The following is a 22,942-nucleotide window of genomic DNA, read 5'->3' as shown; positions in this document are numbered from 1 at the left end:
CTCACTCGCTCTCGTTGCCCAGGTCGCCTGCGAACCAGGCGGCCGCGTGTCGGGCCCGCTCCAGGCAGTCGTCGAGGTCGTCGCCATAGGCGTTGACGTGGCCGACCTTGCGCCCGGGGCGCAGGTCCTTGCCGTACAGGTGCACACGCAGCCGTGGGTCGCGGGCCATCGCGTGCGGGAATCCGTCGTAGAGCCGTCCCGGCGCCTCGGCTCCGTCCGAGCCGCCCAGGATGTTGACCATCACGGTCCACCGCTCGCGCGGCGCCGGCGAGCCGAGCGGCAGGTTGAGCACCGCGCGCAGGTGGTTCTCGAACTGCGAGGTGACCGCGCCGTCCTGGGTCCAGTGGCCGGTGTTGTGGGGGCGCATCGCCAGCTCGTTGACCAGGATCCGCCCGTCGCGGGTCTCGAAGAGCTCGACGGCGAGAACGCCGGTCACGCCGAGCTCGCCGGCGATCCGGAGCGCGACCTCCTGCGCCTGGGTCGCGAGCTCGGGATCCAGGTCGGGCGCGGGAGCGATCACCTCGCGGCACACGCCGTCGCGCTGCACCGACTCCACGACGGGATAGGCGGCCGCCTGGCCGCTGGGCGCCCGGGCCACGAGCGCGGAGAGCTCGCGGCGGAAGTCGACCAGCTCCTCGGCCAGCAGGCGGACGCCGGAGGCGGCGGCGGTCTCGAAGGGCTCGGCGCAGTCGGCGGCCGACTCGACGACCCACACCCCCTTGCCGTCGTAACCGCCGCGCGTCGTCTTGAGCACGCAGGGGAAGCCGAACGCCTCGACGTCGGCGACGCTCTCGACCAGCGCATTGCGCGGACACGGGACGCCGAGCGCGCCGAGTCGCTCGCGCATGACGCCCTTGTCCTGGGCGTGCACGAGCGCGTCGGGGCCGGGCCGCACCGCGATCCCGTCGTCGGCCAGCGCCCGCAGGTGCTCGGTAGGGACGTGCTCGTGGTCGAAGGTGACCACGGCGGCGCCCGCGGTGACCTCGCGCAGGTCGGCGAGGCTCGTGTGGTCGCCCACGATCTGGTCGGGGATGACCTGGGCGGCTGAGACGCCGTCGGCCTCCGCGAGCAGACGCAGCGGGATCGCGAGGGCGGCGGCCGGTTCGGCCATCATCCGGGCGAGCTGGCCGCCACCGATGACCGCGACGAGAGGAGCAGAGCCGGTCACGGCGCCCACCCTATGGCCCCGATGGCACGGGTCGAACAGCCGGTCAGTCGGTCTCGAAGCGCAGGCCGTGGCCGCGCACGGTGGTGATCAGCCGCGGTTGGCGCGGGTCGTCGCCGAGCTTGCGCCGGACCCAGCCCACGTGCACGTCGATCGTCTTCGACGACGTCCAGAACGTCGTGTGCCACACCTCTCGCATGAGCTCGTCGCGAGTGACCAGCTCACCGGCGCGGGAGATCAAGGCGTAGAGGAGGTCGAACTCCTTGCGCGCGAAGTAGACCGGTTCGCCGTCGACCCACACCTGGCGCTGGGCGGGATCGACCCGTACGCCGCGCACCTCATGGACCTTCGCCGACACCTCGCCACGGTAGGAAGCGGGTCGCCGTCGGCACCGGGAAACGGCGAAAACTTCCCAGAAATCGGATCAGGTGGTCTAGACCGGGCTCAAGTCCGGAGTCGTGCGAGCCGATGACTCCTCATCGGGCTCAGCGGGGCGGGGTCAGTGACGGCGTACCGCGACCGGCTCCACCAGCCCGAAGCCGCGCACGGGCCGCGCCGGCAGCCGTCGGGTCTCGAACTGATCCTCCGGCAGCAGCGCCGCGAGCGCGGAGTCGACGATGATCCGGTTGCGTCGCGCGACCGCGGTGAGCCGCGCGGCCATGTTGACCGGCGGTCCGAACACGTCGCCGAGCCGCATGACCACCGCGCCGGTCGCCAGGCCCACCCGCACATCAGGCATCCGGTGGTCGCGGCCGATCACGTTGATGATGCCCTCGGCGGTGTCATAGGCGCGGATCGGGTCGTCGTTCACGAAGAGCACGGAGTCGCCGATGCTCTTGATGACCCGGCCGTGCTGGCTGGTGACGACGTCGGAGCAGCGCAGCTCGAAGAGCTCGACCAGGTCGCCGATCCGCTGGCGGGACAGGTCGTTGCTGAGCTGGGTGAAGGCGACGATGTCGGCGAAGCCGACGGTGAGCTGGGTGGTGTTGAGGGCGTCGTCGCCGCCGAGCGCCACGATGCGGGAGACGGCCGCGGCCAGGTGGCGCCGCCACGCATAGACCATGACCGACTCGAACCCGACGCTGAGGTCGTCGAGCATGCGTAGGGCGAGGTCGACCCGGTCGCTGCGCTCGGCGTCACTGGGCAGCTCCTCGAGGCGGTGGACGATCGCGCCCACCTCCCAGTCGGCCAGCCGCGCCATGGTCTGCCCGAGCGCGCGGGCCATCGCGACCGAGAGGTCGAAGTCGAGCACACCTGAGTCGATCGAGGCACCGAGCGCACCCAGCGCCTTGCCGTCTGCGGCGGTGTAGACGTTGCCGTCGGCCTCGGGGAATCCCAACGCGCGCCACAGCCGGCGGGTCTGCTCCAAGGAGACACCCGACTCGGCCACCACCTCGTCGAGGGAGAAGCGCGGCTCCTCGCCGAGCACGGCCCGCACGATCGCCCCGGGGTCGGACCACATGGACGCGCGAGTGGGCTCGGGAGACTGCGGCGGGTGCGATTTCGCGTCGTCGGTGCTGATCGTCCTGCCTCCTTCTCGGTGCTTGTCAGTGCCCCTCGTGGCTGCGCGTCTCGCCGCCGTGGAGACCGTGCAGCAGTTGGTTGAGCTGGCGTTGCGCGTCCTCGACGCGCGGGATGTCGTAGATGAGCACCTGTCCGTTGGTGCTCGCATCGCTGATGACGAGCGTGCCACAGCCGAGCATCCGGTCGATGAGGTCGCGCTCGTAGGCCACGTCGCTGATCCGGCCGAGGGGGATGTCGTGGCCGCGGCGGGTGATGACCCCGTGCCGGGTCATCAGCCGCCGGTTGGTGATGGTGTAGGACGAGCTGAGCCACTCCAGGAACGGCCAGACCACACGCCAGAGCACGAGGACGGCGATGACGATCCAGATCACCAGCATCACGGTGTTCTGGTCGATGAAGGTCTGCGCCACCACGCCGGCGGCGAGCAGCAGGATCAGCGTCATGAGCGGGATCAGCAGCGCCTTGATGTGCGTGCGCGTGCTGACGACGATCTCTTCGCCCGGGTTCAACAGCTTCGAGGAGATGACCACGGGCCGATCATTGCACCAATCCGCGCTCCGCCGGGCGCCGCTACGACGCCGAGTCGGCGCTTGTGCTCAGTCCTAGCGCCGACTCGGGCGGCTCGCGCGGCTCGCGCCGTGGCGTTCAGGCGTTGCGGACGTGGACGACGTCGCCGGCGGCCACGGCGGTGCGGGTGCCGTCGTGCTCGACGACGAGGCGCCCGGTGGGGTCGATCTCGACCGCGCGACCCACGAGCGTGCTGCCGTCGGGAAGCTCGACCCGGACGTCGCGGTCGAGCGTGACGCAGGCGGAGGTGTAGGACTCCAGGACCCGCATGCCGTTGAGGTCACCGCCGAGCTCCCAGGCGTCGACGGCCTCGCGGATCGCGTTGAGCACCTCCACCAGGACGTCGGTGCGGTCGACGTGTCGGCCCAGCTCGAGCTCGAGCGAGGTCGCGGTCTCGACCGGCAGCTCGTCGGCGCCCTGCGCGACGTTGATCCCGACGCCGACGACCGCGGCCGGTCCCTCGGGGGTCTCGATCCGCTCGACGAGGATGCCGGCGACCTTCTTCTCCCCCACCAGGACGTCGTTGGGCCACTTCACCCCGGCGGCCAGCCCGTTGGCCTTCAGGGCCTTGTCGACGGCGTACCCGGTGAGCAGCGGGATCCACGGCCACGAGCGGGTCGGGGCCTGCGGGCGCAGCAGCACCGAGAACGTGACGGCGGTGCCCGGCGGCGTCTCCCACGTGCGGTCAAGCCGGCCGCGGCCCGCGCTCTGGTGATCGGCGACGATCACCAGTCCGTCCGCGGCGCCCTCGCGGGCGCGGGCGGCGACCGCGGCATTGGTGGACTCCACGACGTCGACGACCTCGACGGCGAGGTCCGGCATGAGCTCGGGGTGGTCGCTGGTCAGGCGGGCCTTGTCGAGTGGTGGGCGCTCGGCCGAGTCCGTGGTCACAAGGTCTAGCCTGTCGTACCGATCCGCCAAGTCCAAGCACCAGGGTCGGTCGTGACCGACCCCGGCCCACTGAGGAGAGCCGTGAGCGCACAGCCCGGAGAAGGCACCGACGTCCCCCCAGCGGACTCGGGCATCGACCTGCACACGACGTCGGGCAAGCTCGCCGATCTCGACCGGCGGCTGGAGGAGGCGGTCCACGCCGGCTCGGCCAAGGCGATCGAGAAGCAGCACGCCAAGGGCCGGCTCACCGCTCGGGAGCGGATCGAGATCCTCTTCGACGAGGGCTCCTTCGTCGAGCTCGACGAGCTCGCCCGGCACCGCTCGACGGCGTTCGGCCTGGAGAAGAACCGGCCCTACGGCGACGGCGTGATCACCGGCTACGGCACCATCGACGGCCGCCAGATGTGCGTGTTCAGCCAGGACTTCACCGTCTTCGGCGGATCGCTCGGCGAGGTGTACGGGGAGAAGATCACCAAGGTGATGGACCTCGCCATCAAGACCGGCTGCCCGATCATCGGCATCAACGAGGGCGCCGGCGCGCGGATCCAGGAGGGCGTGGTCTCCCTCGGCCTCTACGGGGAGATCTTCCGCCGCAACGTCCACGCCTCGGGAGTCATCCCGCAGATCAGCCTGATCATGGGCAACTGCGCCGGCGGCCACGTCTACTCCCCCGCCGTCACCGACTTCACGATCATGGTCGACCAGACCTCGGCGATGTTCATCACCGGCCCCGACGTCATCAAGACCGTCACCGGCGAGGACGTCACGATGGAGGAGCTCGGCGGGGCGCGCGCCCACAACACCAAGTCGGGCAACGCGCACTACATGGGCGCCGACGAGGCCGACGCGCTGGAGTACACCAAGGCGCTGCTGTCCTACCTGCCGCAGAACAACCTCGACGAGGGCCCACATTACGACGACCCGGCCGACCTCGAGATCACCGACCTCGACCGTGGCCTCGACACGATCATCCCGGACTCGCCGAACCAGCCCTACGACATGCACGACGTCATCACCACGGTGCTCGACGACAGCGAGTTCCTCGAGGTGCAGGAGCTGTTCGCCCCCAACCTCATCGTCGGGTTCGGCCGGGTCGAGGGGTCCTCGGTCGGCGTCGTGGCCAACCAGCCGATGCAGTTCGCCGGCACCCTCGACATCGACGCCTCGGAGAAGGCCGCCCGGTTCGTCCGGTTCTGCGACGCCTTCAACATCCCGGTCCTCACCTTCGTCGACGTGCCCGGCTTCCTCCCCGGCACCGACCAGGAGTGGAACGGCATCATCCGGCGCGGTGCCAAGCTCATCTACGCCTACGCCGAGGCGACGGTGCCGCTGGTCACCGTGATCACCCGCAAGGCCTACGGCGGCGCGTACGACGTGATGGGCTCCAAGCACCTCGGCGCCGACATCAACGTCGCCTGGCCGACCGCGCAGATCGCCGTCATGGGAGCCCAAGGGGCCGCCAACATCGTCCACCGCAAGACGCTCTCGGCGATCGAGAAGGACGGCGGCGACGTCGAGGCCAAGCGGGCCGAGCTGATCGACGAGTACGAGACCACGCTGGCCAACCCCTATATCGCCGCCGAGCGCGGCTACATCGACGCCGTCATCGCCCCGCACGAGACGCGGGTCGAGGTGGTCCGCGCACTGCGACTGCTGCGCTCCAAGCGGGAGTCGCTGCCGGCCAAGAAGCACGGGAACATCCCGCTGTGAGCGAGGACCACAACGACCCCGGCGACACCGGCGACACCGGCGACTCTGCCGATGCCGCCCAGGCCGCGCCCGTGCTCCGGGTGATCACGCCGGACGCGACGCCGGAGGAGATCGCGGCGATCGTCGCGGTCGTGGCCGCGCTGGGCGGCGGGGCACCGGCGCCCCGGCGCCGGCGTCCGCAGTGGGGAGCGCCGCATCGCCAGGTGCGTCGCGCGCTGCCGCACGGCCCGGGCGGCTGGCGCTCCAGCGCCCTGCCGCGCTGAGCGGCGTGAGCCCCGTGGCGTCGGTTCCACTCGTCCTGGCCTCGGCGTCGCCCGCGCGGCTGGCGACCCTGCGGGCGGCCGGCATCGAGCCGACCGTGATCGTCTCCGGGGTCGATGAGTCCCAGCTGGTCGACCTGGCACCCGCGGACCTGGCTCTCGGCCTGGCCGAGCTGAAGTGCGGCGCGGTCGCCGCCGGTGACGACCTGCCGCCGGGTGCCCTGGTGCTCGGCTGCGACTCGGTGCTCGAGTTGGACGGCGAGGCGCTCGGCAAGCCGGGTGACGCCGCCACGGCCACCGAGCGGTGGCGGGCGATGCGCGGTCGGTCCGGCGTCCTGCACACGGGGCACTCGCTGCACGACACCACCACCGGCGACTCGCGCTCGGCGACCGCCTCGACGGTGGTCCACTTCGCCGACGTCGAGGACGACGAGATCGCCGCCTACGTCGCCACCGGCGAACCCCTCCACGTCGCGGGCGCCTTCACCCTCGACGGCCTCGGCGGCGGCTTCGTCACCGGCATCGAGGGCGATCCCCACAACGTCGTCGGCGTCTCGCTCCCCCTCCTGCGCACCCTCGTCCGCGACCTGGGCCACCCCTGGCCCTCCCTGTGGACAACTCCGCGCTGACCCGTCAGCCATAGCGGACGGGTCGGCGTCCATTTGAGGTGACCCGTCAGCCATAGCGGACGGCTCGGCGTGGATTCGCGGTGACCCGTCAGCTATAGCGGACGGGTCAGCGCGAACGCGGCGGTCAGGGTGTGGTGACGGGTTCGGGTGCCGACTCGAGGGGGCGGCGGAAGACGAAGCGCTTGAAGAGCAGGAAGCGGGCGCCGAAGGCGAGGATCAGGCCGACGCCGTTGGCCGAGAGGTTGTCGGCCAGCGCACTGTCGAGACCGAGGACGTTGCGCGAGAGGTAGAGGCAGCCGACCGGGAGGATCATCGCGGCGAGATTGATGATGACGTAGGCCGTCCAGCCGCCGTCGGCCTGCTGGGGCGGGCGGTGTGGGAAGACCCAGCCGCGGGCGCCGTGGTAGCTGATCACCATGCCGACCATGTTCGCCAGCACGTAGGCCGGGATGGCGCGGTCGCGCAGCAGCGCGTCTCCCACGAACCAGCCGTGCAGGAGCATGTTGAACAGCAGGAACGAGACCCAGGTGGCCGCCTGGGCGACCACGAAGAAGCGCGCGACCTCGCCGATCCGGCGTCGCCAGTGGTCGCTCACAACCGCAATGGTAGGAGACGCGCGACCGGATCAGACGCAGGTGGGTTACTCGACCGGCAGGCCAAGACCGCGAGCGATGAGCATCCGCTGGACCTCGGAGGTGCCCTCCCCGACCTCGAGCACCTTGGCGTCGCGGTAGAAGCGCGCGACCGGGTACTCCTCCATGAAGCCGTAGCCACCGAAGACCTGGGTGGCGATCCGGGTGCCGGTGACCGCCGACTCGGTGGCGTAGAGCTTGGCGACCGCGGCGGCCTGCTTGAACTCCTGGTACGGCGCCCCGGCGTCCTTGAGCGCGGCCGCCCGGTAGGTGAGCAGTCGAGCCGCCTGGAGCATCACCTCGAGGTCGGCGATCTGGAAGGCGACGCCCTGCTTGCGGCCGATCGGGCCGCCGAAGGTCTGCCGCTCCCCGGCGTACTCGACGACCATGTCGAGGCAGGCCTGCAGGCAGCCCACGCTCAGCGCGGAGATCGCGACGCGACCGTCGTCGAGGGTGGCCAGGAACTGTGCGTAGCCGCGGCCCTGGTCGCCGAGGAGGTGGTCGGCCGGGACGTGGCAGTCCTCGAAGCTGAGCGGGTGGGTGTCGGAGGCGTGCCAGCCGAGCTTGTCGTAGGGCTTCTCGGCGACGAACCCGGGCGTGCCGCTGGGCACGGTGATCGCGCTGATCTCGGGGCGGCCGTCCTCGCGGGTGCCGGTGCGCGCGGTGACGGTGACCACCGAGGTGATGTCGGAGCCGGAGTTGGTGATGAACTGCTTGGCCCCGTTGATGACCCACTCGTCGCCGACCAGCTCGGCCCGGGTGGCCGTGGCGCCGGCGTCGGATCCGGCGCCGGGCTCGGTGAGGCCGAAGCCGGCCAGTGCGTCGCCGGCGACGAGGGCCGGCAGCCAGCGCTCCTTCTGCTCCTGGGTGCCGTAGGTGAGGATCGGGTTGATGCCGAGGCCGACGCCGGCCTGGAGCGTGATGCCCATCGACTGGTCGACCCGGCCGAGCTCCTCGATCGCGACGCAGAGGCTGGTGAAGTCACCGTCGTCGCCGGCGCCGCCGAACTCCTCCGGCGCGGTCAGGCCGAACAGCCCGAGGCGCCCCATCTTCTGCACCACGTCGACCGGGAAGTGGTGATCGCGATCCCACTGCGCGGCGTGCGGCGCGATCTCGGCCTCCGCGAAATCACGGACGCTGCGGCGGAACTCCTCGTGCTCACGAGACAACTCGAAGGTCATGCCGGTGATCGTAGCGGGATGGTTAGCGATTGTTAACCTCGCGCGCGGAACCAGCCGCTCACGTGCGCAGATGGCGTACGGCGTGCCACCCCGGATCGGGCTGCGCCGACACCTCGACGTCGCCCTGACCCCATCCGGTCACCGCTCCCTCCACGACGCCGCGAGCCGGCGTGGTCGAGTCGGCGTAGTAGTGCAGCGTGCGGACGCCGCCGGTGGTCTCGTGGGCCACCAGCCGGCCCGATGTGCCCAGCCGCGCGCTGAGGTGGTCCTCCAGGGCCCGCAGCGAGTCGAGGGTCTCCGGCTTGGGCAGGCCCTGGTCGGTGGCGTCGCGGTACGGGACCGAGACGGCCAGGTGCAGATCGAGGTCGGGGGCCCAGCTCCCGGCCAGCGGCACCTGCGCGGCCGCCATGACCGGCGTCCCGCCGGCGTCGCCGCGCAGCAGGACCCAGACCGGGTCGCCGTCCTCGTTGAGCGAGTCGTCGCGCACCTCCTCGACCAGCGCACGCAGGTCCCCCAGGGTGCCCCACTCCTCGCCCTCGGGAGGCGTCTCGACGACGGCCTCCACCGACCCGATCCAGGTCTCGCAGTCCGACTCCCCCAGCGCGGAGTCGAGGGCGAGGAACATCACCGTGTTGCGCAACTGCTCGGTGAGGGTCGGCATCGCCGGGTGATGGACCCGGACGTCGACGTGGTTGCCCACCCGCTCGCCGGCGACCCGCACCGAGCCGAAGTCGATCTCGGTGTCGTCGAGCTGGAGGACGATGCCGTCGACCCCGGGATCCGGACGCCGCGAGTCGCCGTACTCCCAGACCTCCGAGCGAGGCGGCGCGGCCCGCAGCCAGCGCCGGGCGAAGGCGCGCGCCTCGGGGTCGCCCTCCGCGGTGACGATGAGCTGGTGCTCGGACTCGACACCGGAGCCGAGCTCCCACACCAGCTCGTTGTGGATCGCGTGCACGCGGTCGGTCAGCTCGTCGGAGAGGCCCTCGAACGACCGCGCCTCGATCGCGGCCTCGCAGGCCGCCGCTCCCTCGGAGGTCCACCACTGCCAGAACGGCTTCGGGTCACCGGTGGGGTCGGGCTGGCGTTTTCCGAACAGGGCCATGCCGCAAACCCTACGAGGCGCGGATCCGGGCGGCCGGGGCCGAGCCGACTCAGTCGCAGTTGTCGCAGAGGCCGGTCGCCGGGATCGCCATGAAGCAGGTCGGGCAGACGTTGACCGGACGGTCGCTGGCGGCGACCCGCTTCGGCGCGGCCGGCTTCGGCTCGCGCGGCGCGCGGGGCGCCCGGGGCGCGCGGGTGCTGGCGGACCCGCCGCCGCTCGAGGCGCGCGGCGTGCGGGCGGCGCGCGTCGTCCGATAGACGGTGTCGGGGACGCCGCCGTCGTCCGGCGCGGAACCCGCCCACTGGTAGCAGCCCAGCCGGGCGGTGGCCGCCCTGCTCTCACGAGTGCTCGCATCGCCGGCCGGAGGCTCCTCCGCCGCGCGCAGCAGCTCCTCGAAGCGCTCCCCCACCCGGCCCTGCGCGTCGACGACGAGCGCGGTGAGCACCGGATAGCCCTCCCGCGCGTGCAGCGTCGCCAACGGGACCAGCAGCTTGGCCAGCCACTTGTCGGGGGCGCGGGTCGTGCGGATCCCGGTCTCCTGCTGGAGCCGCTCGGCGAAGGCGCCCTCCCGGGCGACCGCGTGATAGGACGCCGCGGTCTCCTCCAAGATCGGGTGGGCGGCCCGCGCCCAGGTCTCGAGCGCGATGGCCTCCGACGTCGCGGTGCCGCTCGCCTCGTGCCAGAACCCCTTGCGTTCTTGTTGGTACTCGGACACGTCCCCGAGCATAGACACGGGCCGGAGTCGGCGCAGCCCGTACCCGGGCTGTACCCCGGTGTCTACCCCTCGGCCTCCCCCGATCCCGGCGGTGAGCGAGCGGTAACCTGCCCGGGCGGCCGTTCTCGAAGGCCCGACGATCTCTCTCACCACAGGAGCGCACGTGCCCGACGTCAAGCCGTTGCAGAAGGTCCTGATCGCCAATCGCGGCGAGATCGCCGTCCGGGTCATCCGGGCGTGCAAGGACGCAGGGATCGGGAGCGTGGCGGTCTACGCCGACCCCGATCGCGACGCGCAGTTCGTGCGGCTCGCCGACGAGGCCTACTCCCTCGGTGGGGCGACGCCGGCCGAGTCCTACCTCGACATCGACAAGATCATCGCGGTGGCCAAGGAGTCCGGTGCGGACTCGGTGCACCCCGGGTACGGCTTCCTCGCCGAGAACGCCGACTTCGCCCAGGCCGTGATCGACGCCGGGCTCACCTGGATCGGTCCCCCGCCGGCCGCGATCGAGGCCCTGGGCGACAAGGCCAAGGCCAAGCACATCGCCGAGCGCGCGAAGGCGCCGCTGGCGCCCGGCACCAAGGACCCGGTGGCCGACGCCGCCGAGGTGGCCTCGTTCGCCGAGGAGCATGGCCTGCCGGTGGCGATCAAGGCGGTGTTCGGCGGTGGCGGTCGCGGCCTGAAGGTCGCCCGCACGATGGAGGAGATCCCCGACGCCTTCGAGTCCGCGGTGCGCGAGGCCGTGACGGCGTTCGGTCGCGGCGAGTGCCTGGTCGAGAAGTTCCTCGACAAGCCCCGCCACGTCGAGACCCAGTGCCTGGCCGACTCCCACGGCAACGTCGTGGTCGTCTCGACCCGCGACTGCTCCCTCCAGCGCCGCCACCAGAAGCTGGTGGAGGAGGCGCCGGCGCCGTTCCTCACCGACGAGCAGATCGCCCAGCTCTACGAGTCCTCCAAGGCGATCCTGCGCGAGGCCGGCTACGTCGGCGCCGGGACGTGCGAGTTCCTGGTGGGCAGCGACGGCACGATCTCCTTCCTCGAGGTCAACACCCGCCTCCAGGTGGAGCACTGCGTGTCGGAGGAGGTAACCGGCATCGACCTGGTGCGCGAGATGTTCCGGATCGCGGCCGGCGAGGAGCTCGGCTACGACGACCCCGAGATCCGCGGCCACTCCATCGAGTTCCGCATCAACGCCGAGGACGGCGGGCGCAACTTCATGCCCGCGCCCGGCACCCTGTCGGCGTGGATCCCGCCCGCCGGGCCCGGCGTCCGCGTCGACGGCGGCTACGCCTCCGGCGAGACGATCCCGGGCTCGTTCGACTCCCTCATCGCCAAGCTGATCGTCACCGGCAGCGACCGCACCCAGGCCCTGGAGCGTTCGCGCCGCGCGCTCGACGAGTTCGTCGTCGACGGCATGCCGACGGTGATCCCCTTCCACCGCGCGGTGGTGAGCGACCCGGCCTACGTCGGCGCCTCCAACCCCGCCGGCGAGGGGTCCTTCGATGTCTACACCACCTGGATCGAGACCGACTTCGACAACCAGATCGAGCCCTACGGCGGCGAGACCGCCGAGGCGGCCGAGACTGGTGAGCGTCAGCGGGTCACCGTCGAGGTGGGCGGCCGCCGCCTCGAGGTCGTGCTGCCCGCCGGGCTCGGCGGCGTCGGTGCCGGCGCGGGCGGAGGTGCCAGCAAGCCGAAGCGCTCGGCCGGGAAGAAGGCCGGCGCGGCCGCCTCGGGCGATGCGGTCACCAGCCCGATGCAGGGCACCGTCGTCAAGGTCGTCGTCGAGGAGGGCCAGGAGGTCGCCGAGGGCGAGACCATCGTGGTCATCGAGGCGATGAAGATGGAGCAGCCGCTCAAGGCCCACAAGGCCGGCACCGTCACCGGCCTCCAGGCCGCCGCGGGCGACACCGTCACCAGCGGTGCCGTCATCTGCGAGCTGAAGGACTGACCCCACCGAGGTGACCACGACGCCGGCCGCGGGAGCGACCACCTCCCAGGCCGTGCTCGCCGGCGTCGTGGCGGCCGTTGCGGGCTTCACCTCGTCCTTCGCGGTCGTCCTGACCGGCCTGGTGGCGGTGGGCGCCTCGGCCGACGAGGCGGCGTCCGGGCTGCTCGTGGTGAGCCTGACCATGGGCCTGGGCTGCCTGCTGTTCTCCTGGCGCACCCGGATGCCGGTGACGCTCGCCTGGTCCACGCCGGGCGCCGCGCTGCTCGCCGGCGCCACCGTGCCCGACGGCGGGTACGCCGACGCGGTCGGTGCGTTCGTGGTGGCCGGACTCCTCTACGCGCTCACCGGCCTGGTGCGACCGCTGGGCGACTGGGTGGCCCGCATCCCGATGCCGCTGGCCAACGCGATGCTGGCCGGCGTGCTGCTCGTCCTCTGCGTCGAGCCGTTCCGGGCGCTCGCCGACGACCCGGCCGCGATCGCACCGGTGCTGCTGACCTGGCTGATCCTGCTGCGGCTGGCCCGTCGGTGGGCGGTCCCAGGGGCCTTCGCGGCGGCCTTGGTGGTGATCGTGGTCAGCGGCTCGCTCGGCGACGTCGCCGCCGGCGACCTGGCCCCCACGCTCACCTGGACCACCCCGGCGTTCGACCTGGTGACCATCGTCGCCATCGGTCTGCCGCTCTACCTGGTGACCATGACCAGCCAGAACATCCCCGGCGTCGCGGTGCTCGCCTCCTTCGGCTATCGCGCGCCACTCCAGTCGGCCCTGGTGTACTCCGGTGGCATGACGGCGGCGACGGCCGGGCTGGGCGGCTACTCGATCAACCTGGCCGCCCTCTCCGCCGCCCTGGCGGCCGGCCCGACCGCGGGCGACGACCCGTCGCGCCGGTGGATCGCCGGCATCTCCACCGGCGTCTGCTACTGCCTGCTCGGGCCGCTCGCCGCCCTGGTGACCACGGTGTCCGCCGCCGCCCCGGCCGGAGTGATCGCCGCCGTCGCCGGCCTCGCCCTGCTGGCCCCCCTCGCCTCGTCGGCCAGCGCGGCGCTGGCCGATGTCGACCACCGCGAGGCCGCCGCCCTCACCTTCGTCGTCGCCGCCTCGGGCATGACGATGCTCGGCATCGGCGCGGCCTTCTGGGCACTGCTGGCCGGCGGGCTGTTCCTGCTGGTGATGCGGGTCGGTGTGCGGTCAGGCTCAGCCTGATCGGCTCGGCTCGGCTCGGATCCCTCCCTGTGCGCTGCACCGTTCCGCTCAATTGCGCCGTTCGGGTCGGTCGCCGCCCCTCGGACTGCACCATTCCGCGCAATTGCGTCGTACGGGTGAGTCGCCGCCCCTCGGACTGCACCATTCCGCGCAATTGCGTCGTACGGGTGAGTCGCCGCCCCTCCCACTGCACCATCCCGCGCAATTGCGCCGTTCGGGTCGGTCGCCGCCCCTCGGACTGCACCATTCCGCGCAATTGCGCCGTACGGGTCACCCACCACCCCAACCAAGCACCAAGCCCGGCTAGCGTCTCGCCATGCAGAGACTGGAGAGCCCTGACGCGATCGTGGTCGGCGCAGGCCTGGCCGGGCTGGTCGCTACCCACGAGCTGGTCCTGGCCGGGAAGTCGGTATTGGTCCTCGACCAGGAGAATCGGGCCAACCTGGGCGGCCAGGCGTTCTGGTCTCTGGGCGGGCTGTTCTTCGTCGACTCCCCCGAGCAGCGGCGCATGGGCATCAAGGACTCTCGCGAGCTGGCCCGGCAGGACTGGTTCGGGTCGGCTGCCTTCGAGGACGCCGACCACGACGACTGGGGACGCCGGTGGGCCGAGGCGTACCTCGACTTCGCCAGCGGCGAGAAGCGCGAGTACCTGCACGCGCTCGGTCTGAGGTCGGTGCCGATGGTCGGCTGGGCCGAGCGCGGCGCCGCGGACCCGCAGGGACACGGCAACTCGGTCCCCCGGTTCCACCTCACCTGGGGCACCGGCCCCGAGGTCGTGCGGATCTTCGCCGAGCCGGTCCTGGCGGGCGAGGAACGGGGACTGGTCGAGTTCGAGTTCCGTCACCGCGTCGACGAGCTGATCGTCGAGGACGGCGCCGTGGTCGGCGTCCGGGGCAGTGTGCTCGCGCCCAGCGACGAGGCTCGCGGGGTCGCGTCCTCGCGCGAGGTCGTCGGGGAGTTCGAGCGCCGCGCGCCGGCGGTCATCGTCACCTCCGGCGGCATCGGCGGCAACCACGACCTGGTGCGCGAGACCTGGCCCGCCGAGCGGATGGGCCCGGCGCCGGAACACCTGATCTCCGGCGTCCCGGCCTACGTCGACGGCCGGATGCTCGCGATCAGCGAGGACGCCGGCGCCCGGATCGTCAACCGCGACCGGATGTGGCACTACACCGAGGGCATCCACAACTGGGACCCGATCTGGCCCGACCACGCGATCCGGATCATCCCGGGGCCGTCCTCGCTCTGGCTCGACGCCCACGGCAGACGCTTCCCCGCCCCCAACTTCCCCGGCTGCGACAACCTCCAGACGATGCGAGCGATCCTCGCGACCGGCTACGACTACTCGTGGTTCGTGCTCACCCAGTCGGTCATCGAGAAGGAGTTCGCGCTGTCGGGCTCCGAGCAGAATCCCGACATCACCGAGAAGGACTTCCGGGTCCTGCTCCGCGAGCGGCTGGCCAAGGGTGCGCCGTCGCCGGTGGAGGCGTTCAAGGAGCACGGCGAGGACTTCGTGGTCGCCGACGACGTCGCCGGCCTGGTCGCCGGGATGAACAGCATCACCCGGGGTCCGCTTCTCGACGCCGCCGCGGTCGAGGAGCTGATTCGAGCCCGCGACCGTGAGGTGGCCAACGCCTTCTCCAAGGACGCCCAGCTCATGCTGGTCGCCAACGCCCGCCGCTCGCGCACGGACAAGCTGGTGCGGGTGGCCAAGCCGCACCGGATGCTCGACCCCGAGCACGGCCCGCTGATCGCCGTCCGGCTCAACATCCTCACCCGCAAGACCCTCGGCGGCATCCAGACCGACCTCGACTCCCGCGCGCTCGGCCCGGACGGCGAGCCCGTGCCCGGCCTGTACGCCGCGGGAGAGGTCGCCGGGTTCGGCGGTGGCGGGGTGCACGGCCACAACGCGTTGGAGGGCACCTTCCTCGGCGGGTGCATCTTCTCCGGTCGCGCCGCGGGCCGTGCCCTGGCCGCACGATGAACCGGACCGAGCCAGATCATCGCCTCATCACGTCGAGTCCTGGAAGCGCATGCCACCGCCGGGCCGCCCGGCATGTTACTGACCGTTGTTACCTCTGACCTGCTCTTGCAAGCGCAGGTCAGTACTCACAACGGTCAGTAACATGCCCCCTCCCACCGCCCACGCCCGAGCGGACCGGTCAGATCAGGAAGTGGAACAGCGGGCTGCCCGGCTCGACCGGCTCGACGCTCACCGGACTCGTGGCCAGCCGGTCGAGCAGACCCGACAGGTCGCCGGGGTCGGCGAGCTCGATGCCGATCAGGGCGGGACCGGTCTCGCGGTTGTTGCGCTTGACGTACTCGAACAAGGTGATGTCGTCGTCGGGGCCGAGCACCTCGTCGAGGAAGCGGCGCAAGGCGCCGGGCTCCTGCGGGAACGACACCAGGAAGTAGTGCTTGAGTCCGCGGTCGACCAGTGAGCGTTCGAGGATCTCGCCGTAGCGGCTGACGTCGTTGTTGCCCCCGGACACGACGCACACGACGTCGGTGTCGGGCGCGAGGTCCAGCGAGCCGAGAGCAGCCGTGGCCAGCGCGCCGGCCGGCTCGGCGATGATCCCGTCGCTCTGGTAGAGGTCGAGCATCTCGGTGCACAGGCGCCCCTCGGTGACGGTGAGGAGGTCGACGTCGAGGTCGCGGACGGCAGCGAAGGTGTGGTCACCGGCCCGGCCGACGGCGGCGCCGTCGACGAAGGTGTCGACCGTCTCCAGGTCGACCGGACCACCGGCCGCCACGGCCGCTGCCATGCACGCCGCACCCGACGGCTCGACACCGACGATCCGGGTGCCGTGGCCGCGCTCGTGCAGCCACGTCGAGGCACCGGCGAGAAGTCCCCCGCCGCCGACCGGCACCACCAGCACTGCCGGAGAGCCGCCGAGCTGCTCGACGATCTCGGCGGCGATCGTGCCCTGGCCGTTGATGGTGCGGGGGTCGTCGAAGGCCGGCGCCAGGGTCGCACCCGTGCGGGCGGCGTTTGCGGCCGCGGCCCGGCTGGCGTCCTCGTAGGTGTCGCCGCCCACGACCACCTCGACCGCACCCTCCCCCAGGTTGGCGATCCGGTCCCGCTTCTGGCGTGGCGTGGTCTTCGGGACATAGATCCGACCCTGCGTGCGCAGCCGGGCACAGGCGAGCGCGACCCCCTGGCCGTGGTTGCCGGCACTCGCGCACACCACTCCCCGGGCCAGAGTCGCCTCGTCGAGCTGGGACAGGAAGTTGTAGGCGCCGCGGATCTTGTAGGAGCGCACCGGCTGCAGGTCCTCCCGCTTGAGCCAGACCCGCGCTCCGGTGAGCCGCGAGAGCCGGCGGCTCGGTTCGAGCGGGGTACGGAGCACGACGTCGGCCACGCGGGCCGCCGACTGCTCGATCGCGTCGGCCGAGACGGGCGCGAGGGGCGGGGCGTTGGTCACGGCATCCCAACCTACGACCTCGACGGCGCGCTACGGCAGCCGCACCGACAGCCGCACCGTGACGACGTCGTCGAGCCCGATCCCCTCGGCGCGCCGGACAGCGTCCTTCAAGGGCACGACGTAGCCCCCGTCCTTGGGCCACAGCGCGGTGGTGAACTCCGTCGAGCCGACGCGGCCGGCGACCGGGATCATCCCCCAGCCGTAGGACACCACCGCCGCGACGTCGGCGATCTCGGCGCACTCCTCGGGCGGCACGCTCACGAAGTGGTACGGCGCCGGGCCGCGCCACGACCACACGGTCCCGGCGAACTCCAGCTCCACGGTCGCAGCCTAGGCTGACGACGTGAGCGACGGTGAGCGGATGAGCCTGCGCGAGCCGGCCCACCGCGTCAGCCCTCGGGCCCGCGCGATGTGGCGTGTCTCGGCGGGCCTGGAGGGGCTGGTCGCGATGGCCGCCCTCACCGTGGCCGTACTCGTGTGGGACGCGATCCCGGCCTGGACGATCCTGGTGGTCGGTGTCGTGTTCGTGGTCTGGATCGTCGTCGTGCCGCAGTGGCGATTCCTGGTGCACCGCTGGGAGACCACCGACACCGCGGTCTACACCCAGACCGGGTGGTGGACCCGCGAACGGCGCATCGCGCCGATGAGCCGGATCCAGACCGTCGACTACTCCGAAGGCGCGATCGAGCGCCTCTTCCGGCTCGCCAGCGTCACCGTGACCACCGCCTCCGCGGCCGGTCCCCTCGAGATCAGCGGACTCGACCGCGACGTCGCGCGAGGCCTGGTCGACGACCTCACCCTCCAAGCCGACGCGGTCGAGGGCGACGCCACGTGACCGAGCAGACGCCGGCCCCCGCTCCGCCCGAAGGCCTGGCCACGACCGAGTGGCAGCGACTCGACCCGCGGATGCTGCTGGTCCACCCGGTGCGGGAGTCCCTGAAGTTCCTGCCGGTGCTGCTCGGCCTGCTGATCGCCGGAAGCATCTCCGGGGGCCCGCCTTGGCAGCTGCTCGGCGTCCTGCTGCCCATCGGCTACGGCGTCTTCCGCTACTACACCACCCGCTACCGCGTCGCCGACGGCCGGATCGAGCTCAGCCGCGGGCTGCTGAACCGCCGGATCAGCTCGACCCCGTTGGACCGGGTGCGCACCGTCGACCTCACCGCGTCGCTGATCCACCGGGTCCTCGGCCTCACCACTCTGCGCATCGGCACCGGCGTGGCCACCCACTCCGACTCCGACTCCCTCGACCTCGACGGGCTCTCGGTCGAGCGGGCCCGCGAGCTGCGCACCAAGCTGCTGCAGCTGGCACCGAGGGTGCGCGCGAGCACCGAGCAGGTGGAGCAGCGGGAGCAGGGAGAGACGGAGGAGCCGGTGGGGCAGCGGGAGCCGGTGCGGCAGGGAGCCGCGCCCGATCAGGCAGAGGACCAGGTGCTCGCCCGGTTCGACCCGCGGTGGCTGCGCTTCGCCCCGTTCACCGCCACCGGCGCCATCGTGGTGGCCGCGAGCCTGGGCGCGCTGAGTCAGGCCGTGGACAACCTGGGTCTATGGGACCGCCTCGACTCCGTCGCGGTCGCGTTGCCCTCAGCGATCGGCATCGCCGTGGTGGTGGCCGTGGTCATCGTCGTCCTGCTCGTGGTGTCGGTGCTCGGCTACCTGGTCACCAACGGCGGCTACCTGCTCACCCGCTCGGCGGGCGCCTGGCATGTCCGAAGGGGGCTGCTCACCACGCGCGAGACCAGCATCGACGAGGCCCGGCTCGCCGGAGTGGCGCTCGGCGAACCCCTGGCGCTGCGCCTGGTGGGCGCACGGCATCTCCAGGCGATCGTCACCGGCGTCGACCGGAGCACCCGCGACAGCTCCACCCTCGTGCCCCCCTCCGACGCCGACGTCTCGCCCCGCGTGGCCGTCACCATGCTCGGCTCCCGCCCGCCGGTGCAGGCTCCCCTGGAGACGCACGGGCCGGCCGCGGCACGGCGTCGCTGGACCCGGTCCCTGCTCTGCGTCGTGCCGCTGGTCGCGGGGGCCGTCGTGGCCACGATCCTGGGGTGGTGGTGGACCCTGCTTCCCGCCGCCTTGGTGGTCGCGATCGCCGCGGGCCTCGCCGCGGACCGCGTCTCCGGCTTGGGCCACGGCCTGGCCGACGGCTACCTCATCGCGCGCTCAGGCAGCCTCGCGCGACGCCGGCAGATGCTCGCCACCGAGCACGTGATCGGCTGGAACCTGCGTGCCAGCTGGTTCCAGCGCCGGGTCGGGCTGACCACGATGGCCGCGACCACGGCGGCCGGCGACGGATCGATCACCGTGCTCGACATCCCCGACGCCGACGCCGTCGCCCTGGCCGGCGCGGCGCTGCCCGGTCTCGTCTCCCAGTTCTGCGAGCCGGGCGCCCCCCAGCGGTGACCGGGGTGCGGAACGCCGAGCTCACGCGCTCGCATCCGCACTAGGTTTGCGGCCATGTTCTCCAAGGTGCTGGTCGCCAACCGTGGCGAGATCGCGATCCGTGGACTCCGCGCGGCCTACGAGCTCGGCGCGAAGACGGTGGCGGTGTTCCCCTACGAGGACCGGTGGTCCGAGCACCGGCTCAAGGCGGACGAGGCCTACGAGATCGGCGAGCACGGCCACCCGGTGCGGGCCTACCTCGATCCGGAGGCGATCGTCGCGACCGCCGTCAAGGCCGGGGCCGACGCCGTCTACCCGGGCTACGGCTTCCTCTCGGAGAACCCCGCGCTCGCCGAGGCCTGCGCGAACGCGGGCATCACTTTCGTCGGCCCGACCGCCGAGGTCCTGACGCTGACCGGCAACAAGGCGCGCGCGATCGCCGCGGCCAAGGCGGCGGGCGTGCCGACGCTGGCCAGCGTCGACCCCAGCACCGACGTCGACGAGCTGGTCGCAGCGGCCGCCGACCTGCCCTATCCGTTGTTCGTCAAGGCGGTCGCCGGTGGCGGCGGCCGCGGGATGCGCCGCGTCGATGACCCGAAGGACCTGCGCGAGGCCGTCGAGACCTGCATGCGCGAGGCCGAGGGCGCCTTCGGCGATCCCACCGTGTTCATCGAGCAGGCGGTCGTCGAGCCGCGCCACATCGAGGTGCAGATCCTGGCCGACGGCGAGGGCAACGTGATCCACCTCTACGAGCGCGACTGCTCGGTGCAGCGCCGCCACCAGAAGGTGGTGGAGATCGCCCCGGCGCCGAACCTCGACCCGGAGCTGCGCGACCGGATGTGCGCCGACGCCGTCCGCTTCGCCCGCGAGATCGGCTATCGCAACGCCGGCACCGTCGAGTTCCTCCTCGACCCGAACGGCAACTACGTGTTCATCGAGATGAACCCGCGGATCCAGGTGGAGCACACCGTCACCGAGGAGGTCACCGACGTCGACCTCGTCCAGGCCCAGCTGCGCATCGCCTCGGGCGAGACGCTGGAGGACCTCGGCCTCTCCCAGGACACCGTGCAGCTGCGCGGCGCCGCACTGCAGTGCCGGATCACCACCGAGGACCCGGCAAACAACTTCCGTCCCGACACCGGCGTCATCACCACCTACCGCTCCCCCGGCGGCGGCGGCATCCGGCTCGACGGTGGCACGGTCTACACCGGTGCCGAGGTGTCCGCACACTTCGACTCCATGCTGGCCAAGCTCACCTGCCGCGGCCGCACCTTCGAGACCGCGGTGGCCAAGGCCCGGCGTGCCGTCGCGGAGTTCCGGATCCGTGGCGTGGCCACCAACATCCCGTTCCTGCAGGCACTCCTCGACGATCCCGACTTCGCCGCCGGACGCGTCACGACCTCGTTCATCGAGACCCACCCGCAGCTTCTCAGCGCCCGCAGCTCCGGCGACCGCGGCACCAAGCTGCTCACCTATCTCGCCGACGTGACGGTCAACCAGCCCTACGGACCGGCGCCGGTGAGCATCGACCCGGCCACCAAGCTGCCACCGGTCTCCCTCGACGTGCCGCCCCCCGACGGCACCCGCCAACTGCTGCTCAAGGTGGGCCCGGAGGAGTTCGCCCGCCGGCTGCGTGCCCAGGAGCAGGTCGCGGTCACCGACACCACCTTCCGCGACGCACACCAGTCGCTGCTGGCCACCCGCGTCCGCACGCGCGACCTCCTCGCCGTGGCCGGACACGTCGCCCGGATGACGCCACAGCTGTGGTCGCTGGAAGCCTGGGGCGGCGCCACCTACGACGTCGCGCTGCGCTTCCTCGGCGAGGACCCGTGGGAGCGGCTCGCGGCGCTGCGTCAGGCGGTGCCCAACATCTGCCTCCAGATGCTGCTGCGCGGGCGCAACACGGTCGGCTACACGCCGTACCCGACCGCGGTCACGACCGCGTTCGTCGAGGAGGCCGCCGCGACCGGGATCGACGTGTTCCGGGTCTTCGACGCGCTCAACGACGTCGAGCAGATGCGTCCGGCGATCGAGGCCGTGCGTGCCACCGGGACCGCCGTGGCCGAGGTCGCCCTGTGCTACACCGGCGACCTGTCGAGCCCCGACGAGGACCTCTACACCCTCGACTACTACCTCGACCTGGCCCAGCGCATCGTCGACGCCGGCGCTCATGTTCTGGCCATCAAGGACATGGCCGGACTGCTGCGCGCGCCGGCCGCACGCACGCTGGTGACCGCGCTGCGCGAGCGCTTCGACCTGCCGGTCCACCTGCACACCCACGACACACCGGGTGGCCAGCTCGGCACGCTGCTCGCCGCCATCGACGCCGGGGTCGATGCCGTCGACGCCGCCTGCGCCGCCGTGGCCGGGACGACCTCGCAGCCGGCGCTGTCGGCCCTGGTCTCGGCCACCGACCACTCCCCGCGCGAGACGGGCCTGTCACTGGCGGCGGTCAACGCGCTCGAGCCGTATTGGGAGGCGACCCGCCGGGTCTACGCCCCCTTCGAGTCCGGCCTGCCGGCCCCGACCGGCCGGGTCTACCGCCACGAGATCCCCGGCGGCCAGCTGTCCAACCTGCGCCAGCAGGCGATCGCCCTCGGCCTCGGGGAGAAGTTCGAGCAGGTCGAGGACATGTACGCCGCGGCCAACGACATCCTCGGCCGGGTGCCGAAGGTGACGCCGTCCTCGAAGGTGATCGGCGACCTCGCGCTGGCCCTGGTCGGCCTCGGCGCCGACCCCGCGGAGTTCGCGGAGAACCCCGGGAAGTTCGACATCCCCGACTCGGTGATCGGCTTCCTCAACGGCGAGCTCGGCGACCCGCCGGGTGGCTGGCCCGAGCCGTTCCGCGCCAAGGCACTCGAGGGCCGCACCTGGAAGGCACCGGCCGAGGAGCTCACCGACGATCAGGCCGCCGGCCTCGACGGCGGCCCGGCCTCGCGCCGTCGGACCCTCAACCAGCTGCTCTTCCCGGGCCCGACCCGGGAGTTCGACGAGTCGCGTCAGACCTACGGCGACGTCTCGGTGCTCCCGACCCGCGACTACCTCTACGGCCTGCGGCAGGGCGACGAGCACGAGGTCGAGCTCGAGCCCGGCGTCCGGCTGCTGATCGGCCTGCGCGCGATCAGCGAGCCCGACGAGCGCGGCATCCGCACCGTGATGACCACCATCAACGGGCAGATGCGACCGATCTCGATCCGCGACCGTTCGATCGCCTCGGAGGTCGCGGTGGCCGAGAAGGCCGACCCGAGCCGGCCGGGCCACGTCGCCGCGCCGTACCAGGGCGTGGTGACGGTCGTGGTCGCCGAGGGCGACACCGTCGAGGCCGGTCAGACGCTGGCCACGATCGAGGCGATGAAGATGGAGGCCTCGATCACCGCGCCGGTCGCCGGCACCGTCGAGCGGATCGCGCTCGGCGGCACCCAGGCGGTCGACGGCGGCGACCTGGTCGTGGTGTTGGTCTAGGGTCATCTCCGTCGATTCGGACATGACCAGCAGAGTGGGAACCGGGACGGCCGCGGCGACGTCCATGGTGTGAGCGGAGCCAGACCAACCGCTTCAGACACCCGGCGATAGGAGCCAGAACCGTGCGATCCCGCCCCCGAGCCTTCGGGCT

20 protein-coding genes are annotated in these 22,942 nt (G+C 71.9%); 9 read left to right on the top strand and 11 right to left on the bottom strand.

The window, feature by feature from the left end; genetic code table 11:
• Nucleotide 1: 1 nt before the first annotated feature.
• The 5 genes from WMR31_RS04020 to WMR31_RS04000 form a co-directional block, all read right to left on the bottom strand.
• Entirely contained in the window at nt 2–1,168 is a 1,167-nt protein-coding gene (locus WMR31_RS04020; RefSeq protein WP_340537484.1) for a 5-(carboxyamino)imidazole ribonucleotide synthase, read from the bottom strand.
• Between the two features lie 43 nt (nt 1,169–1,211).
• Nucleotides 1,212–1,523, bottom strand: a complete 312-nt coding sequence (locus WMR31_RS04015; protein WP_445321593.1) for a winged helix-turn-helix domain-containing protein — start codon at nt 1,521–1,523, stop codon at nt 1,212–1,214.
• Nucleotides 1,524–1,664: 141 nt separating this feature from the next.
• Nucleotides 1,665–2,627: an adenylate/guanylate cyclase domain-containing protein gene (locus WMR31_RS04010; RefSeq protein WP_340537483.1), complete on the bottom strand. Its 963-nt coding sequence runs from the start codon at nt 2,625–2,627 to the stop codon at nt 1,665–1,667.
• Nucleotides 2,628–2,712: 85 nt separating this feature from the next.
• Complete coding sequence (locus WMR31_RS04005) at nt 2,713–3,219, bottom strand: PH domain-containing protein (protein WP_340537482.1); 507 nt, start codon at nt 3,217–3,219, stop codon at nt 2,713–2,715.
• 115 nt (nt 3,220–3,334) lie between these two features.
• A complete protein-coding gene (locus WMR31_RS04000; RefSeq protein WP_340537481.1) occupies nt 3,335–4,147 on the bottom strand; it encodes a biotin--[acetyl-CoA-carboxylase] ligase in 813 nt (270 codons plus the stop codon).
• A gap of 132 nt (nt 4,148–4,279) precedes the next feature.
• Here WMR31_RS04000 and WMR31_RS03995 point away from each other — a divergent pair, with 132 nt between their 5' ends.
• The 3 genes from WMR31_RS03995 to WMR31_RS03985 are packed head-to-tail and all read left to right on the top strand — an operon-like array spanning nt 4,280 to nt 6,746.
• Nucleotides 4,280–5,857, top strand: a complete 1,578-nt coding sequence (locus tag WMR31_RS03995; RefSeq protein ID WP_340537679.1) for an acyl-CoA carboxylase subunit beta — start codon at nt 4,280–4,282, stop codon at nt 5,855–5,857.
• Nucleotides 5,854–6,120 carry an acyl-CoA carboxylase epsilon subunit gene (locus WMR31_RS03990; protein ID WP_340537480.1) on the top strand — a complete coding sequence of 89 codons (267 nt, stop codon included), beginning with the start codon at nt 5,854–5,856 and terminating at the stop codon, nt 6,118–6,120. Before WMR31_RS03995 ends, WMR31_RS03990 begins: the two co-directional genes overlap by 4 nt.
• A gap of 14 nt (nt 6,121–6,134) precedes the next feature.
• A complete protein-coding gene (locus WMR31_RS03985; RefSeq protein WP_340537678.1) occupies nt 6,135–6,746 on the top strand; it encodes a Maf family protein in 612 nt (203 codons plus the stop codon).
• A 124-nt stretch (nt 6,747–6,870) separates the two neighbouring features.
• On the opposite strand, the gene WMR31_RS03980 is transcribed toward WMR31_RS03985, so the two are convergent.
• From WMR31_RS03980 to WMR31_RS03965, 4 genes are read right to left on the bottom strand one after another with little or no spacing between them, the layout of a single operon-like run.
• Nucleotides 6,871–7,341, bottom strand: a complete 471-nt coding sequence (locus WMR31_RS03980; protein WP_340537479.1) for a GtrA family protein — start codon at nt 7,339–7,341, stop codon at nt 6,871–6,873.
• Nucleotides 7,342–7,386: 45 nt separating this feature from the next.
• Nucleotides 7,387–8,559 (bottom strand): acyl-CoA dehydrogenase family protein, encoded by a 1,173-nt coding sequence (locus tag WMR31_RS03975; protein WP_340537478.1) that lies wholly within the window; start codon nt 8,557–8,559, stop codon nt 7,387–7,389.
• A gap of 58 nt (nt 8,560–8,617) precedes the next feature.
• Nucleotides 8,618–9,661 carry a DUF695 domain-containing protein gene (locus tag WMR31_RS03970; protein WP_340537477.1) on the bottom strand — a complete coding sequence of 348 codons (1,044 nt, stop codon included), beginning with the start codon at nt 9,659–9,661 and terminating at the stop codon, nt 8,618–8,620.
• Nucleotides 9,662–9,710: 49 nt separating this feature from the next.
• The gene (locus WMR31_RS03965; protein ID WP_340537476.1) at nt 9,711–10,376 is read right to left on the bottom strand and encodes a hypothetical protein; all 666 of its coding nucleotides are present in this window, start codon (nt 10,374–10,376) and stop codon (nt 9,711–9,713) included.
• Nucleotides 10,377–10,539: 163 nt separating this feature from the next.
• Here WMR31_RS03965 and WMR31_RS03960 point away from each other — a divergent pair, with 163 nt between their 5' ends.
• The 3 genes from WMR31_RS03960 to WMR31_RS03950 all read left to right on the top strand — a co-directional run bounded on the left by WMR31_RS03960 (nt 10,540) and on the right by WMR31_RS03950 (nt 15,509).
• Nucleotides 10,540–12,327, top strand: a complete 1,788-nt coding sequence (locus WMR31_RS03960) for an acetyl/propionyl/methylcrotonyl-CoA carboxylase subunit alpha (protein ID WP_340537475.1) — start codon at nt 10,540–10,542, stop codon at nt 12,325–12,327.
• Nucleotides 12,328–12,337: 10 nt separating this feature from the next.
• Nucleotides 12,338–13,528, top strand: coding sequence for a benzoate/H(+) symporter BenE family transporter (locus tag WMR31_RS03955; protein WP_340537474.1), 1,191 nt, complete (start codon nt 12,338–12,340; stop codon nt 13,526–13,528).
• A gap of 316 nt (nt 13,529–13,844) precedes the next feature.
• The gene (locus WMR31_RS03950; RefSeq protein ID WP_340537473.1) at nt 13,845–15,509 is read left to right on the top strand and encodes an FAD-binding dehydrogenase; all 1,665 of its coding nucleotides are present in this window, start codon (nt 13,845–13,847) and stop codon (nt 15,507–15,509) included.
• 178 nt (nt 15,510–15,687) lie between these two features.
• Here the strand turns inward: WMR31_RS03950 and ilvA are convergent, their stop codons facing one another.
• The gene (gene ilvA, locus WMR31_RS03945) at nt 15,688–16,950 is read right to left on the bottom strand and encodes a threonine ammonia-lyase IlvA (RefSeq protein WP_340537472.1); all 1,263 of its coding nucleotides are present in this window, start codon (nt 16,948–16,950) and stop codon (nt 15,688–15,690) included.
• 30 nt (nt 16,951–16,980) lie between these two features.
• A complete protein-coding gene (locus WMR31_RS03940) occupies nt 16,981–17,271 on the bottom strand; it encodes a DUF1905 domain-containing protein (RefSeq protein ID WP_340537471.1) in 291 nt (96 codons plus the stop codon).
• 22 nt (nt 17,272–17,293) lie between these two features.
• Here WMR31_RS03940 and WMR31_RS03935 point away from each other — a divergent pair, with 22 nt between their 5' ends.
• Genes WMR31_RS03935 through WMR31_RS03925 form a run of 3 tightly spaced genes read left to right on the top strand, consistent with a single transcriptional unit; the run spans nt 17,294 to nt 22,791 of the window.
• Nucleotides 17,294–17,785 (top strand): PH domain-containing protein, encoded by a 492-nt coding sequence (locus WMR31_RS03935; RefSeq protein ID WP_340537470.1) that lies wholly within the window; start codon nt 17,294–17,296, stop codon nt 17,783–17,785.
• Complete coding sequence (locus WMR31_RS03930) at nt 17,782–19,350, top strand: PH domain-containing protein (protein WP_340537469.1); 1,569 nt, start codon at nt 17,782–17,784, stop codon at nt 19,348–19,350. The genes WMR31_RS03935 and WMR31_RS03930 overlap by 4 nt, the downstream gene beginning before the upstream one ends.
• 54 nt (nt 19,351–19,404) lie before the next feature.
• Nucleotides 19,405–22,791 carry a pyruvate carboxylase gene (locus WMR31_RS03925; protein WP_340537468.1) on the top strand — a complete coding sequence of 1,129 codons (3,387 nt, stop codon included), beginning with the start codon at nt 19,405–19,407 and terminating at the stop codon, nt 22,789–22,791.
• The last annotated feature ends 151 nt before the right edge of the window (nt 22,792–22,942 follow it).

This window comes from Nocardioides epinepheli (assembly GCF_037936805.1).
Classification (GTDB): Bacteria; Actinomycetota; Actinomycetes; order Propionibacteriales; family Nocardioidaceae; genus Nocardioides.
This window is presented reverse-complemented; position numbering and strand designations above follow the sequence as displayed.

Coding starts and splice junctions, on each gene's coding strand:
- WMR31_RS04010 (WP_340537483.1), bottom strand. CDS start 2,627: ATGTGGTCCGACCCCGGGGCGATCGTGCGGGCCGTGCTCGGCGAGGAG.
- WMR31_RS03975 (WP_340537478.1), bottom strand. CDS start 8,559: ATGACCTTCGAGTTGTCTCGTGAGCACGAGGAGTTCCGCCGCAGCGTC.
- WMR31_RS03970 (WP_340537477.1), bottom strand. CDS start 9,661: ATGGCCCTGTTCGGAAAACGCCAGCCCGACCCCACCGGTGACCCGAAG.
- WMR31_RS03950 (WP_340537473.1), top strand. CDS start 13,845: ATGCAGAGACTGGAGAGCCCTGACGCGATCGTGGTCGGCGCAGGCCTG.
- WMR31_RS03925 (WP_340537468.1), top strand. CDS start 19,405: ATGTTCTCCAAGGTGCTGGTCGCCAACCGTGGCGAGATCGCGATCCGT.